We start from the raw sequence: 12,669 nt of genomic DNA on the forward strand, positions 1-12,669 counted from the left end.
GTTTGACGCGGAGGCCACCCCCGATGCCCAGGAGGAACCGATGCCCGCTCTCCTCGCCGCCCAGGTGGCCTCCATCCGCGCCGCCGATCGCGTCTCGCCGGGGCTCGGCGCCCGGGCCGCGCTGCCGCTGTTCCGCCGGGTCCGACCGGCGCTCACCGTGCGCGACCACGACCGGGCCGTCCACGAGCACGCCGAACGGGGCCATGTTCGCGTACGCGGTCGCGACGTCGTCACGTACTCGTGGGGGCACGGCGCAGAGACCGTGCTGCTCGTGCACGGCTGGCGCGGGCGCGCGTCGCAGTTCGCGCCGATCGTGCGCGAGCTCCGCGCCGAGGGAATGCGCCTCGTCGCGTTCGATGCGCCCGCGAACGGCGACTCGAGGGGGCGGCGCACCGACATCCGCGACTACCTCGCCACGATCGAGGCGCTGCAGCAGCAGCACGGGCGGTTCCGGCTGATCGTCGGCCACTCGTTCGGGGCGCTCGCCGCGATCTCGGCGGTGCGCGAGGGCACCGCGGCGAGCGGCGTCGCCGCGATCGCCGGCATGGCCGATGCCCGCTACCTGGTCGACTCGTTCTCGTCGCGGCTCGGCTTGCGGCCGGCCACGGCCGATGCGCTCGCGCGCGGGTTCGCGCGTCGCGTGCTGCCCGAGGTGCCGGATACGTACGGCCGTTTCGACTCCGTCGGCTCGCCGCTGCCCGACGGGGTTCCACTGCTCATCGCCCACGACCGCGGCGATCGCGAGGTGGCGTCGAGCGAGTCGGTTCGCCTGCACGCGGCCCACGGCGATCGCTCACGACTGCTCCTGACCGAGGGCTACGGGCACGTGCGGGTGCTCGGTGCCGACCCCGTGCTCGACGCGGTCACCGCGTTCGCGACGGGCGGGCTCGCGGGGGTCGACGAGGTCGTTCCCCGGACCGGTGCCGCCGCGACGATCTGACGGCCGCCGCCTCGACGAGACGCTCAGGCGGCAGCCGCCGTAAGGAGTGTGGTGATGTCGGGTGATGGTGGTGCGATCGTGGGCCGTCGTCGGTTGCCGGGGCGCGGCCTTCGGGTGGGGTCGAGGTGCACGGGCGGCACGAACCACGTGAATCCGTGCTCGACGACGATGATCCATCCGTCGTCGTGGATGCGATGGTGGTGATGACTGCAGAGCATGATGCCGTTGTCGAGGTCGGTGCGACCGTGGTGTCGATCCCACCACCTGATGTGGTGCGCCTGCGTGTGCGAGGGAGGCCTCGTGCAGCCGGGCCAGGCGCAGCCGCCGTCGCGTTCGATGAGGACGAGTTTCTGGGCTTGGGAGAACAGCCGGCGGGATCGGCCGAACTGGACCCGCTCGCACCCGTCGCCGACGTAGAGGGGTGCGATCCCGGCCGTCATCGCGAGCTCTTCGATCGAGGGGATCGAGACCGGCTGGTCGATGCCATCGATCGTGCCGTATCCGCGCCCGGTCTGGAGTGCGTCGGCGTCGATGCGGGCGACGACGGTCGCCTGTCGCAGCGGTGCCGGCCCGTCGGCGGCGGCGAGGGAGTGGCGGGCGAGGTCGGCGAGGGCGTCGAGGTTCATCTGCGCGATCGTGCGCTGCTCGGCGACCGCGTCGTCGGCGTCGCTGCCCGCGGCCGAAGCAGGTCGCTTCGCATCGCGCGCCGTGTGGAGCTCGGCACCGACGAGGGTCTCGATCGCGAGCTTGATCGGGGCACCGTTGACGGGGTCGGCGGCACCCTTGAACCGGATCATGCCGTGCTCGTCCTCCCACATGCGGAACTCACGGGCCGCCCGCAACTCGTCCTCCCGGGGCTTCACCCCGTCGGGGTCGAGTCGCGCCTGCAGCAGCTTCACGAGGCGGTGCAACCCGTCGGCCCCGACGATCGGGGCGCGCTCGACGAGGAACTGCTCGGCTTCGCCGAGCTCGGCTCGATCGGCGCGGGGCGCGATGCCGTCGAGGAACCGGCGGATCACCTCCGCCGCGTCGACGCACACGGCACCCGCCGTGACCGCGGCCGCGAGATGCGGATGCCGCGGCGGCAGCAGCTCACCGGTGAACGCCGCCCGCGGCGCCGTGGCAGCGCCCACCGCGACGAGTTTCACCGCCTCCTGGTACCGGCCGCCGGTCGTGGATGCGATCAGCCGTTCGGCCGAGGAGAACCCGTGCTTGCGCGCGACGTCGTCACCCCCGCCGGATCGGGAGCGGGCCGCGAGTTCGGCCGCGACGGGCGCCTGCAACGCCTGCACGCGGCGGAACAACTCGCCCAGCGCCTCGGTCACCCGGACCAGCCCGTCGTCACTCATCAGGCGCACATCACCGGCCGCATCGGGCGAACCCGCAGCGCCTGCCATGAGCGCACCGAGCCACGCCTCGCCGAGCCCGATGATCAGGTCTGAAATCCCGGTCAGAGCGGGTATTTCAGCGGGTCCGGGCATGGCTCGAGTCTAGCCGAAACACACCGTTATTCGAAGAAATATTCGAAGCCTGTGGAGAACTTTCCCCGACCCGAAACCGGGGCGCGGTCTCGATACGCGCCCTCCTTTGTCGGGCGCTCCTCGACCGACTTCACCCGACCGACAGGAGAAACACGAAACGGGCTCCCAGCCGGTCGGGAGCCCGTTTCGCGGGTCGCGTCGTGACGAGTGCGAGAACGTCAGAGGTTCATCGCTCGGGGGTGGGGGCGCCGTCACGCGCGTCGTCAGCGGTCGACTGACCGTCACCGCTGCGTTCGTCACCGGTCGAGGTCGCGTCGTCGGCGACCTCCTGCCCGGTCTGGCTGTTCTCGTCGCCGTTGGCGGCACCGTCTTCGGCGGCCTGCTGGCCGGTCTCGGATGCCTCGCCGCCGGGCGCCGCGCCGTTCTGCCGGTGCTCGTCGGCCGTGTCGAGGCCCGCCTGGCGCCTCTCCTCGGCGTTCTCGTGCGCGGCGTCGCGCTTCTCCTCGCCATTCTGGCGAGCGTCTTCGGCGGTCTGCTGGCCGAACTCGCGGTGCTCGGCACCCGAGTCGCTGATGTGCTCGCCGCCCGGCTCCTCCTGGCCGCCCGCGTGCTGGCCGGTGACGCCGTCGAAGACCTCCTGCGCGGGGGCCGGAAGCACGCCCGCGGCGCCCGCCGCGCCGACGCCCGTGACGCCCGCCGCGGTCGCGGCGACCGCTCCGATCGTGATCTTCGCGGCCAGGCCGAGCCCGGCGATTCCCGTGAATGCCACTCTTCTTCTCCGTATCTTCGGCGACGAGCCACTGGGGGTCTGGCTCGTCGCCGCAGTCGTTGCGTTCGGGTCGAATGAGATCGAGCCCGCCGCGACGCGCTCGGCGTCGAGCCGCGCCAGCAGCTCGGCCGACGGACGCGGTGCCACCGGCGCCGATGCGCGCCGGAGGCCGGCCACGGCGTCGGCCACGGCCGCGAGGTCGGCGCGCTGCGGCGGCACTTCGCCGCGCAGCAGGGCTGCGGCCTCGTCGTCGTGAATGCGGTGGTTGCTCATCTCACTACCTGCTATCGACGGAGCGGCCTGCAGGGGTACGCCCTGCGGGGAATTTCTTTCGAAGAGCCGTGAGCGCCCGTCGCTGCAGGGCCTTCACGGCGCCCGCTCGCTTGCCGAGCACCTCGGCGACCTGCTCGACGGTGAGGTCGCCGACGATGCGCAGCACCATCACGTCGCGCTGGTCGGGCGGCAGGTCATCGAGCATGGCCCTGGCCGCGGCATCCCCGATTCGGCCCATGGCCTGTTCCTCGGCGCTGGCGGCCCGCCGCGGATCGGCCTCGTCGGCCCACTCCTCGGTCGACGGCTGCCGTGCCCGGCGGCGCAGCTCGTCGACGAGCCGCCGGTACGCGATCGTGAACACGAACGTGCGGAACTCCGTCGCGCCGCCCTCGAAGCGGTCGAGCCCGTCGAAGACGGCGAGGAACACCTCGCTCGTGAGGTCGTCGGGCTCGGACGAGCCCCGTGCCCGGAGGAACCCGGCCACCGCGCCCGCATGGGCGTTCCACAGTTCGGCCGACGCCCACGGGGCGCCCGCCTTCGCCGCGAGCAGCACCGTCTCGAACCCGTCGGCCGCCTCAGCGCCGCCGCTCGCGGCCCGCGGCGCCGCCCAGCCCCGGGATGCCGCGTGTGCGAGCACACCGTCGAAATCGCCCATGGTCGCAAGAGTGTAGGGCAGTCGGCTGCGCGGCGCACTCGTGCGCTCGTGCGACTCGGGCGCGAGGCATCCGCGCCCGCCGCCCTGCAGCGCCCTCGACGCGATGACCCGTCGAGCCGGTTACTCGCCCTTCGCGCCGGCGTCGGTGACGCCCACGTCGGTGCGGTGGAAGTTCTGGAACGAGCGCGACGCGGTCGGCCCGCGCTGGCCGAGGTAGCGGCTCGCGTACGCGGCCGAACCGTAGGGCTGCTCGGCGGGCGACGACAGGCGGAAGAAGCAGAGCTGCCCGATCTTCATGCCCGGCCAGAGCTTGATCGGCAGGGTCGCGACGTTCGAGAGCTCGAGGGTCACGTGGCCCGTGAAGCCCGGGTCGATGAAGCCCGCGGTCGAGTGCGTGAGCAGGCCCAGGCGACCGAGCGAGCTCTTGCCCTCGAGGCGCGCCGCGACGTCGTCGGGCAGGGTGACCTGCTCGTACGTCGAACCGAGCACGAACTCGCCCGGGTGCAGGATGAACGGCTCGTCGGGCTTCACCTCGATGAGGTGCGTGAGCTCGGGCTGGTCTTCGGCCGGGTCGATGTAGGGGTACTTGTGGTTGTCGAACAGCCGGAAGTACCGGTCGAGCCGTACGTCGACCGACGACGGCTGCAGCATCGACGGGTCGCTCGGCTCGAGCGCGATGCGCCCCAGCTCGAGCTCGGAACGGATGTCGCGGTCGGAGAGCAGCACGCGCCAAGCCTACCGAGCGGGCAACGATGCGCGGCGCGTCGTGACGGCTTCGCCGACCGCGAGGGTGGCGAGCAGCACCAACTCGATGCCGAGCGCCGCCATCGGCGGCACGTATGCGATGAGCGGTATGGATGTCGCGAGCGCGACGGAGCCGGAGATGCGCCAGCCGACCGCCCCGGCCTCGAAGAGCCGGCCGATGAGCGCCGTCGACCCGACGTACAGCGCGAGCCCCGCACCGAGCGCCGAGGCGCCGAACCAGCCGAGCGCCTCGGTCTCGTGGATGTGGGCCATCGCATCCTCGACGCCGAGCGCGGCGAGGATGACTCCCCCGATCAGCGGCAGGTGCGCGTACGTGTGCGCACGCATCGCGAGGTCGACCCGGGCAGCGTCGGCGCGCCGCTCGAGCGCCGCCTCGGCGGCCGCCGGGATCCGGGCGAAGTACGACCACCACAGCATGATCGAGATGCCGACGGCGAGCACGGTCCCCGCGGTGATCGCCGCGTCGATCGGCTCCTGGGCGACCCCGACGCCGACCGCCACGATCGATTCGCCGAGGGCGAGGATCACGACGAGACTGTGCCGTTCGACCCAGTGCTCGAGCGAGTGGATGCGCCAGGCACCGCCGCCTCGCGAGCTCAACCACGTCGCCCCGGAGTCCCAGACGACGGCGACGAGCCAGATCCAGGTCTGCGCTTCGCCGCCGACGAGCGCTCCGACGATGAGCACCGTGCAGGCCGGCACGAGGCCCACGGCCTGCGTGCGCAGGACCTGCAGGCGAAGAGCGCGATCGTCACCCGCGATGACCACGTAGACCGCCGCATGGATCAGGCGCACCACCGTGTACGCGAGCGCGAGCACGAGCGGCCCGCTGAAGCCGCCGGGCAAGTCGTGGTACGCCTCGGGAATCGTGAGGGCGGCGATGAACACCGTCACCATCGCGAGCGCCATCGCCACCTGGACCGGGCCGCGATCCGCCGCGGCCTGATTGCCGAGCCAGGCGTAGGCGCACCACACCCAGAGCAGCGCGAGCACGATGAACGCCTGCAGGATGCCGAGCGGGCTGTGCATCTCGGCCATGAGCCTGCTGACCTGGGTGAATGCGAACACGAAGACGAGGTCGAAGAACAACTCGAAGGTCGTGACCCGGGTGGAGGTCGCGAAACGGTGGAGCGATGCATCCGGTCGCATGGCAACCATCATGAGGGAGACGGCGGTGCAGCGGGGATGCGGCGAATCACGTCGGCGTTGTTAGGATGAGTTCCACGTCGCCGAGCGGCGTGCGCCGATGTAGTTCAATGGTAGAACTTCTGCTTCCCAAGCAGACAGCGCGGGTTCGATTCCCGTCATCGGCTCTCTCAGGTGTCTTGGCACGAGCAGCCCGAGGCCGCCGTGACCTCATCGCCCGCCGGCGGCGACCTCCTCGGCGCTGCGCTGCACGCAGAACTCGTTGCCGTCGACGTCGCTCATGGTGACGTAGCCGCTGCCGTTCTCGCGACGCCGGTCGGCGACGATCGTCGCACCCAGCTGCTCGAGCCGCTCGACCTCGGCATCCCGCGTGGTGCCGACCGGCGAGAGGTCGAGGTGGATTCGCGGCGCGAACTCCTTGCCCTCGTCGACGGGCTGGATGTAGATGCGGATCGCCACCGGCTCGGTGAGATACACCGTCACGGGGTCGCCGGGATTGTTCGGATCGTTCGGGTCCTCCTTCAGGCCGAGCAGCGCCTGCCAGAAGGCGCCGAGCGACTCGTGGTCGCGTGCGGTGATGTTGATCGCATCGATCTGCGAGGGCATCGTTCTCCTTCGTCGGTCGTCCCCGCCCGGACGGCGCGAGGACACCCCGCCGACGTTACCGACGGGCGTGGCCGCGCACCAGAGTCTCCACGAGCACGATCAACGCGTGCCGCTCCGCGGGAAGCCGAGTCAGCGGCGCACCCGAAAGCGCAGGTGGAGCACCCGATCGCCCCGGACGACGATGTCGGGGTCTTCCAGCAGGTGCTGCGCGTCGACGGAGCCGAAGTAGCGCTTGCCGGATCCGAGCACGACGGGCGCGACATCCATGCGCACCTCGTCGACCAGACCCGCTGCGAGTGCCTGGCCGCCGACGTCGCCGGCGGCGATCTCCACCGTGCGGTCACCCGCGAGCTCCTTCGCCTTGGCCACCGCAGCCTCGATGCCGTCGACGAAATGGAACGGCGCCCCGGGATCCCACCCCTCGGGTGCCGGTCGGTGCGTGACGACGACGACGTGGTCGACCCCGCTCGGAGGCGTCCCGTCCCAGCCGTCCGTGAGGTCGAAGACGTGGCGGCCGGCGATGGTCACCCCGATCTCGTCCCAGTACGGCCGGATGTGGTCGTATGACGCTTGCGACACGTTCAGCGCGCCGCTGTCGTCCAGCGGCACGTCACCGCTCACCAACCACTCGAAGAGCGGGCCGGGGTCGTCGTTCTCAGCCGCGATGAAGCCGTCCACCGAGACCGATGCGTTCATGACCACTTTCCCCATGGGTTCCTCCTCCGTCCGGTTCCCGAGTCTCGTGCGCGGCGGACGCGCCCGCTTGTAGGAAATCACTCGGCCGGCAGCGGCCAGCCGTCGAGCGCGTGATCAGGATGCTCGCGGAGGAAGCGCTGCCGGACTTCGACGTACCTGGTCGGTGTGAGACCCGTGAACTCCCGGAACTCGTGCACGAAGTGAGCCTGGTCGTAGTAGCCGGCGCGAGCGGCGACGTCGGCCCAGTCGATCGGCCCAGCGACGTCGATCGCCAGCATGGTGAGGGTGAACCGGTAGCTGCGTGCCAGCCGCTTCGGGGTGATGCCGACGATCTCCTTGAACCGCTTCGCCACGTACGTGCCGCCGGCGCGGACCGCGACCCCGAGGTCGCTGATCGGCACCGCTCCGCCGGTCTCCGCGATGGTGCGGCTCATCCGGCGGACGAGTTCCAGGCCGTCGATCGGCCGCAGCCGTCGCACCAGTTCCTCCTCGAGCAGCCGCAGCATCTCGTGCGGTGCGTCCGCCGAGACGAGTCGGTTCCGCAGCTCGGAGACAGCGGGCTCGCCCCAGATCTGCTCCACGGTCGCCGGTCGGTCGCACAGTTCGGCCGCGGGCATCGGAAGGAACGGTGCCAGCCCCCACGGCTTGAAGTGGACGCCCACCGACCGGGTCGGATCGGGGTAGGCGAACTCCCACGCGCGGGTGGGCGTGGTGACCGCGCAACCGTCGGCGTACTCCACGGCTTCCGCTGAACCGCCGGCGCGGATGCGGAACGGCGCCCCGAGGTCGACGATGAGCAGCGGCGCGGGCGCGGCCGGCAGCAACAGCCGGGAGTACGGCGGCACGCCCTCCAGGTAGTAGAGGTCGTCGACCAGCCCGTCCAGTGGCGGGCCGGGCACCCTCGACACGTACTCCACGCCGTCATTATCGCCGACGGCCGATCCGGCTCGACGGGAACTCCGGCCTCGACCGAACTGAACGGCGTCAGGCGGATGCCGCGACGGCACGCTTGCGCGCCCGGTACGCCGCGGCCTTCATGCGGCTGCCGCACGTGTCCATCGAGCACCATTCACGGCGCCCGCCGCGCGAGTCGTCGAGGTACACCTGCGTGCACACGGGACGACCGCACTCCTTGATCTTCGAGGTCTCGGGCCCCGCGATGAGCTCGATCGCCTGACGCGCGAGGGTCGACAGCGCCTGAGCCGGCGTCGCCTCGATGGTGACGCCGGCCTCGCCGAGCCGCAGCGTCGCGGGCCGGGCCGAGGCGATGCGGTTCAGCTCGTCGCACGCCTCGTCGTCGAGCGGGCGCCCGTTCATGCGCTCGCGCACGAGCAGGTAGATCGCCTCCCGCAGGGCGATGGCGTGCTCGCGGTCGCGGGCGCTGAAGCCCGGTGCCCCCTCGGTGACCCCGGACTCGACGAACCAGGTGTCGACGTCGGCCGACGTCTCGAAGCGCTCGACCGGAGCCGGATCACGCCGCGCCTGCAGGGTGCCGACGAAGTCGAGCGCCGGATGACCGCACGGGAACGCGAATTGCATGTCACCAGTCTGACCGGTGAGCACCGATTCTGCAAGTTCATGATTCCGATGCGTCACCTTCTTGACAGGTGACGATAGACGTGCCAGCATCGTCACCAGTTCAACCAGTGACGCACCAGTCGCACAGATCAAGGAGCACCCATGGAACTCAAACTCGAAGTCGTCGTCCTCCCCGTCTCCGACGTCGACCGCAGCATCGCCTTCTACCGTCGGCTCGACTTCCGCCTCGACGCGGACTTCGCGTTCGACGACGGCTTCCGGGTCGTGCAGCTCACACCTCCCGGCTCGTCCGCGTCGATCATCTTCGGCTCGGGCATCACCGATCAGGCCCCGGGCACCGTGCAGGAGCTGCACCTCGTGGTCCCCGACATCGTCGCCGCCCACGACGAGATCGCTGCCAAGGGCGTCGCCATCAGTGAGGTCTGGCACAGCGCCGGAGCCTTCCATCGTGCCGGCGGTGTCGGCCGCATCAGCGGTCCGCACCCGGGGCGTGCGTCGTACGGCTCGTTCGCCTCCTTCGAGGACCCCGACGGCAACGGGTGGGTGCTGCAGGAGATCGTGACCCGCGCGCCGGGTCGCTGATCGGCGCGCACGAGCGGAGGATGAGCGAGATGACCGCATCGACCGCCATCGACGCCGAGCGCCTGCTGCACGGGCTGCTCATCGAGACCGCGGCGGCCCACGGCGTCTACGAGGCCGAGCAGCTCGGCGGTGCGTACGACGAGGCGTGGCCCGCGTGGTACGCCCGGCACCTGGCCGAAGCGCTCGATGCCCGAGGCATCCGACTCGGAACGAACCCGAACGACGCGCCGGCGCAGGCCGGCGCACCAGAAGGAGATGAAGCATGAACCGCCGCACCGTCGACGTCATCGTGATCGGAGCCGGCCCGGTCGGCGAGAACATCGCCGACCGCACCGCACAGGCAGGGCTCGACACCCTCATCGTCGAGCGCGAGCTCGTCGGCGGCGAGTGCTCGTACTGGGCGTGCATCCCGTCGAAGGCGATGCTGCGTTCGGGCCACGTGCTGCGCCTCGCCCGGGCCGTCCCCGGCGCTGCTGAAGCCGTGACCGGTGAGCTCGACGTCGCCGCCGTGTTGGCGCGGCGCGACCGATTCACCGGTCACCGTTCGGACGACGGGCAGGTCGCCTGGCTCGAGAGTGCCGGCATCGGCCTGCTGCGGGGCAGCGGCCGGCTCAGCGGCCCGCGCGAAGTCACCGTGGTCGGCGACGACGGCGTCACGACCGTCGTCACCGCGCGGCACGCGGTCGCGCTCGCCACGGGGTCGGTGCCCGTGCTGCCCGAGGTGCCCGGGCTCGCCGACGCGCAGCCCTGGACGACTCGCGACGCGACGAGCGCGACGAGCGCGCCCGAACAGCTCGCCATCCTGGGCGGCGGAGTCAGCGCGGTCGAGATCGCCACGGCGTTCGCGGGGTTCGGCAGCGAGGTCACCGTCATCGCCCGCAGCGGGCTGCTCGGCGCCTTCGAGCCGTTCGCCGGCGAGCACGTCGCCGCGGGGCTCCGCGCGCTCGGCGTGACCGTGCTCGAGCACACCGCGGTCGAGCGGGTCGAGCGGGTGGGCGACCGCGTCTCGATCACGACCGATCGGGGTGCCGTCGAGGCATCCGAGGTGCTCGTGGCGACCGGCCGCCGTGCGGCCGTCGACGGGCTCGGCCTCGAGACCGCCGGGCTCGACCCGGCGCGGCGCATCGAGGTCGACGACACCCTGCGGGTGGCGGGCAGTGAGTGGCTGTACGCCGTCGGCGACGTGAACGGGCGCGCCCTGCTCACGCACCAGGGCAAGTACCAGGCCCGCGCCGCGGGCGACGCGATCTCGGCCCGCGCCCTCGGATACCCGGTCGACGACGCGCCGTGGGGCGCGCACGTCGCCACCGCCGATCACGTCGCGGTGCCGAGCGTCGTGTTCACCGACCCCGAGGTCGCCGCCGTCGGGCTCACGGCGGCCGCCGCACGCGACGCGGGACTCGACGTGCGCGTCGTCGACTCCGAGATCGGGCACGTCTCGGGCGCGTCGATCTCGCGCGACGGGTTCTCGGGCACGGCCCGCATGGTCGTCGACGAGGCCCGCGGCGTGATCGTCGGTGCGACGTTCACCGGGCAGGAGGTCGCCGAGCTCGTGCAGACCGCGACGACGGCGATCGTCGGCGAGGTTCCGATCAGCCGGCTCTGGCATGCCGTGCCCGCGTTCCCGACCGTGAGCGAGATCTGGCTGCGCCTGCTCGAGGCCTACGGACGGCCGGCGCTCGGCGACGGCGGCAGCGAGGACGCGGTCCACGACGACGAGGAGGCGGCCTGATGACCGCCCTCGGCGAGGCCGATCGACGTGCCGTCGCACGCTACTTGCACGCGCTCGACGACAACGGCGGCCGCCTCGACGAGCGCCTCGCGTCGGAGTTCGACCGGCTGAGCCCCGCGCAGTTCGACGTGCTGGTCGCGGCGATGCTCGACGGCGAGACCGGCCGGTCGGATGCCGCACCCGATGCAGCACCCTCGCGCTCGCAGGCTCGCGCTCGAGGACCCGTCGAACGGACGCCGCCACTCGGGTCTCCCGCACGACAGCCCGGCCGGTTCGAGGGCCTCTTCGGCCCGGCCGCCGACGAGATCCGCACGGTGCTCAGGGTGGGCGGCGCCATGCTCACCGCCGCAGCCGTGATCACCGGATTCGCCCTGGCCGCGGTCGGCGGCACCGCCCCGGCGCAGATGATGGCCGACCCGGGCGTCTCGGACCAGCCGTCGGTCGGGGAGACCGTCGACGGCCGCCTGCTCGACGACCTGTGGGAGACCGGCGCCGACGACTGGTACTGAGGCCCCGCGGCCGCCGCGGTCGCCGCGAACCCGGCGCCGGTGAACGATTCCCCGGCCCGCCCCGTTCTCAGGGTGGGGAGCCGACGCGCGTCCCCGCGACGCACGGCTCGATGCTCACGAGCCGACGGCGTCGCCACTCGAAGAGGAGAGGGACTCATGTCACACCTGCGCATCCTGATCGGCACCGGCGTCGCCGCGGCCGTGCTCGTGCTCGCACCGGTCGCCGCCGCGTCGGCGCACACCCACGGCATCACCCCGCTGCGGTGCACGTCGGCGCCCGCGAACGCCGGCGCGAACCAGACCAACTCCACGCCGGCCACCGCGACCGAGGGCGGGCCGCTCTCGGGCGTCATCCCCATCACCATGGGCGGCAACGTGCCGCTCAACGGCGGCGGTTTCGACGCCGCCGTCTGCGACCACTGATCGCGTCGAACGAACTGCCTCGTTCCGGGGGTGCATTCCCGCCATCGTCACGGCGTGTCGCCGGAGGATGAGTCGGGATCGCACCCCCGGAGCACGGGCCGCCCGACGACGCGGGCCGGCCGACCCGCTCGATAGGGTGGCGCCATGCAGCGCATCCACCCGGCGACCCTCGTCGCACTCATCGTCTCGGGCGCACTCGTCGTCGGCGGTGCGGTGCTCCTCGTCGTCTCGAACCGGGCGCCCGCGTCGTTCGGGTGGTTCGCCTACCAGCCGATGTCGGGTTCGTTGTTCCTGCCGGGTTCGCTCGTCGTGCTGACCCCGTCGGCCGTCGCCGGCGGGGTCGTCGCCGTCATCGGACTGATGGGAGTGGCCGCCACTGCCGGCTACCTGCTCGGGCGGCGCCGCCGCGACAGAAGGTAGACGACGACTGCGAGCTCGCCGTCAGCCCGCAGTCCGGGCGAGGACGGTGCGCTCGAGGGCCGCAGCCCAGGCGGGGTCCGCCCCACCCTGATCGGGGCCTGCCCCGCTGCAAGATCAGGGTTGGCCCGCTGTC

At 71.8% G+C, this 12,669-nt stretch carries 16 protein-coding genes and 1 tRNA gene; 8 read left to right on the plus strand and 9 right to left on the minus strand.

The features are described 5' to 3' along the window. The first annotated feature begins 40 nt into the window (after positions 1–40). Positions 41–940, plus strand: a complete 900-nt coding sequence (locus tag AC3RJ6_RS00440) for an alpha/beta hydrolase (RefSeq protein WP_491424868.1) — start codon at positions 41–43, stop codon at positions 938–940. Between the two features lie 23 nt (positions 941–963). On the opposite strand, the gene AC3RJ6_RS00445 is transcribed toward AC3RJ6_RS00440, so the two are convergent. The 5 genes from AC3RJ6_RS00445 to AC3RJ6_RS00465 form a co-directional block, all read right to left on the minus strand. Then, a complete protein-coding gene (locus AC3RJ6_RS00445) occupies positions 964–2,421 on the minus strand; it encodes an HNH endonuclease signature motif containing protein (protein ID WP_491424870.1) in 1,458 nt (485 codons plus the stop codon). 226 nt (positions 2,422–2,647) lie between these two features. After that, complete coding sequence (locus AC3RJ6_RS00450; RefSeq protein ID WP_491424871.1) at positions 2,648–3,463, minus strand: hypothetical protein; 816 nt, start codon at positions 3,461–3,463, stop codon at positions 2,648–2,650. Between the two features lie 4 nt (positions 3,464–3,467). Then, a complete protein-coding gene (locus AC3RJ6_RS00455; RefSeq protein WP_491424872.1) occupies positions 3,468–4,118 on the minus strand; it encodes an RNA polymerase sigma factor in 651 nt (216 codons plus the stop codon). Between the two features lie 120 nt (positions 4,119–4,238). Continuing rightward, positions 4,239–4,844, minus strand: a complete 606-nt coding sequence (gene dcd / locus AC3RJ6_RS00460; protein ID WP_491424873.1) for a dCTP deaminase — start codon at positions 4,842–4,844, stop codon at positions 4,239–4,241. Between the two features lie 9 nt (positions 4,845–4,853). Next, positions 4,854–6,032, minus strand: a complete 1,179-nt coding sequence (locus AC3RJ6_RS00465) for a low temperature requirement protein A (RefSeq protein WP_491424874.1) — start codon at positions 6,030–6,032, stop codon at positions 4,854–4,856. 93 nt (positions 6,033–6,125) lie between these two features. Here AC3RJ6_RS00465 and AC3RJ6_RS00470 point away from each other — a divergent pair. Then, positions 6,126–6,196 (plus strand) — tRNA-Gly (locus tag AC3RJ6_RS00470). A 43-nt stretch (positions 6,197–6,239) separates the two neighbouring features. Here AC3RJ6_RS00470 and AC3RJ6_RS00475 read toward each other — a convergent pair. The 4 genes from AC3RJ6_RS00475 to AC3RJ6_RS00490 all read right to left on the minus strand — a co-directional run bounded on the left by AC3RJ6_RS00475 (position 6,240) and on the right by AC3RJ6_RS00490 (position 8,870). Continuing rightward, the gene (locus AC3RJ6_RS00475; protein ID WP_491424875.1) at positions 6,240–6,635 is read right to left on the minus strand and encodes a VOC family protein; all 396 of its coding nucleotides are present in this window, start codon (positions 6,633–6,635) and stop codon (positions 6,240–6,242) included. Between the two features lie 129 nt (positions 6,636–6,764). After that, positions 6,765–7,346, minus strand: coding sequence for a dihydrofolate reductase family protein (locus AC3RJ6_RS00480; RefSeq protein WP_491426198.1), 582 nt, complete (start codon positions 7,344–7,346; stop codon positions 6,765–6,767). 62 nt (positions 7,347–7,408) lie between these two features. Continuing rightward, entirely contained in the window at positions 7,409–8,248 is an 840-nt protein-coding gene (locus AC3RJ6_RS00485; RefSeq protein WP_491424876.1) for a helix-turn-helix domain-containing protein, read from the minus strand. A 67-nt stretch (positions 8,249–8,315) separates the two neighbouring features. Further along, the gene (locus AC3RJ6_RS00490) at positions 8,316–8,870 is read right to left on the minus strand and encodes a CGNR zinc finger domain-containing protein (protein ID WP_491424877.1); all 555 of its coding nucleotides are present in this window, start codon (positions 8,868–8,870) and stop codon (positions 8,316–8,318) included. A 141-nt stretch (positions 8,871–9,011) separates the two neighbouring features. On the opposite strand from AC3RJ6_RS00490, the gene AC3RJ6_RS00495 reads away from it, so the two are divergent. From AC3RJ6_RS00495 to AC3RJ6_RS00520, 6 genes are all read left to right on the plus strand, one after another. After that, on the plus strand, positions 9,012–9,452 hold the full coding sequence (locus tag AC3RJ6_RS00495) for a VOC family protein (RefSeq protein WP_491424878.1): 441 nt from the start codon (positions 9,012–9,014) through the stop codon (positions 9,450–9,452). Positions 9,453–9,481: 29 nt separating this feature from the next. Then, entirely contained in the window at positions 9,482–9,718 is a 237-nt protein-coding gene (locus AC3RJ6_RS00500; RefSeq protein ID WP_491424879.1) for a hypothetical protein, read from the plus strand. Then, complete coding sequence (locus AC3RJ6_RS00505) at positions 9,715–11,184, plus strand: dihydrolipoyl dehydrogenase family protein (RefSeq protein ID WP_491424880.1); 1,470 nt, start codon at positions 9,715–9,717, stop codon at positions 11,182–11,184. The genes AC3RJ6_RS00500 and AC3RJ6_RS00505 overlap by 4 nt, the downstream gene beginning before the upstream one ends. Continuing rightward, a complete protein-coding gene (locus tag AC3RJ6_RS00510) occupies positions 11,184–11,693 on the plus strand; it encodes a hypothetical protein (RefSeq protein WP_491424881.1) in 510 nt (169 codons plus the stop codon). The genes AC3RJ6_RS00505 and AC3RJ6_RS00510 overlap by 1 nt, the downstream gene beginning before the upstream one ends. Positions 11,694–11,849: 156 nt before the next feature. Beyond that, a complete protein-coding gene (locus AC3RJ6_RS00515; RefSeq protein WP_491424882.1) occupies positions 11,850–12,116 on the plus strand; it encodes a hypothetical protein in 267 nt (88 codons plus the stop codon). 144 nt (positions 12,117–12,260) lie between these two features. Continuing rightward, positions 12,261–12,536, plus strand: coding sequence for a hypothetical protein (locus tag AC3RJ6_RS00520; RefSeq protein ID WP_491424883.1), 276 nt, complete (start codon positions 12,261–12,263; stop codon positions 12,534–12,536). The last annotated feature ends 133 nt before the right edge of the window (positions 12,537–12,669 follow it).

The organism is Agromyces cucurbitae (assembly GCF_058349945.1).

Bases quoted from the DNA above. Each gene is read 5' to 3' on its own strand.
- AC3RJ6_RS00440 (WP_491424868.1), top strand. From the start codon at position 41: ATGCCCGCTCTCCTCGCCGCCCAGGTGGCCTCCATCCGCGCCGCCGAT.
- AC3RJ6_RS00445 (WP_491424870.1), bottom strand. From the start codon at position 2,421: ATGCCCGGACCCGCTGAAATACCCGCTCTGACCGGGATTTCAGACCTG.
- AC3RJ6_RS00450 (WP_491424871.1), bottom strand. From the start codon at position 3,463: ATGAGCAACCACCGCATTCACGACGACGAGGCCGCAGCCCTGCTGCGC.
- AC3RJ6_RS00455 (WP_491424872.1), bottom strand. From the start codon at position 4,118: ATGGGCGATTTCGACGGTGTGCTCGCACACGCGGCATCCCGGGGCTGG.
- AC3RJ6_RS00465 (WP_491424874.1), bottom strand. From the start codon at position 6,032: ATGCGACCGGATGCATCGCTCCACCGTTTCGCGACCTCCACCCGGGTC.
- AC3RJ6_RS00475 (WP_491424875.1), bottom strand. From the start codon at position 6,635: ATGCCCTCGCAGATCGATGCGATCAACATCACCGCACGCGACCACGAG.
- AC3RJ6_RS00480 (WP_491426198.1), bottom strand. From the start codon at position 7,346: ATGGGGAAAGTGGTCATGAACGCATCGGTCTCGGTGGACGGCTTCATC.
- AC3RJ6_RS00490 (WP_491424877.1), bottom strand. From the start codon at position 8,870: ATGCAATTCGCGTTCCCGTGCGGTCATCCGGCGCTCGACTTCGTCGGC.
- AC3RJ6_RS00495 (WP_491424878.1), top strand. From the start codon at position 9,012: ATGGAACTCAAACTCGAAGTCGTCGTCCTCCCCGTCTCCGACGTCGAC.
- AC3RJ6_RS00500 (WP_491424879.1), top strand. From the start codon at position 9,482: ATGACCGCATCGACCGCCATCGACGCCGAGCGCCTGCTGCACGGGCTG.
- AC3RJ6_RS00505 (WP_491424880.1), top strand. From the start codon at position 9,715: ATGAACCGCCGCACCGTCGACGTCATCGTGATCGGAGCCGGCCCGGTC.
- AC3RJ6_RS00510 (WP_491424881.1), top strand. From the start codon at position 11,184: ATGACCGCCCTCGGCGAGGCCGATCGACGTGCCGTCGCACGCTACTTG.
- AC3RJ6_RS00515 (WP_491424882.1), top strand. From the start codon at position 11,850: ATGTCACACCTGCGCATCCTGATCGGCACCGGCGTCGCCGCGGCCGTG.
- AC3RJ6_RS00520 (WP_491424883.1), top strand. From the start codon at position 12,261: ATGCAGCGCATCCACCCGGCGACCCTCGTCGCACTCATCGTCTCGGGC.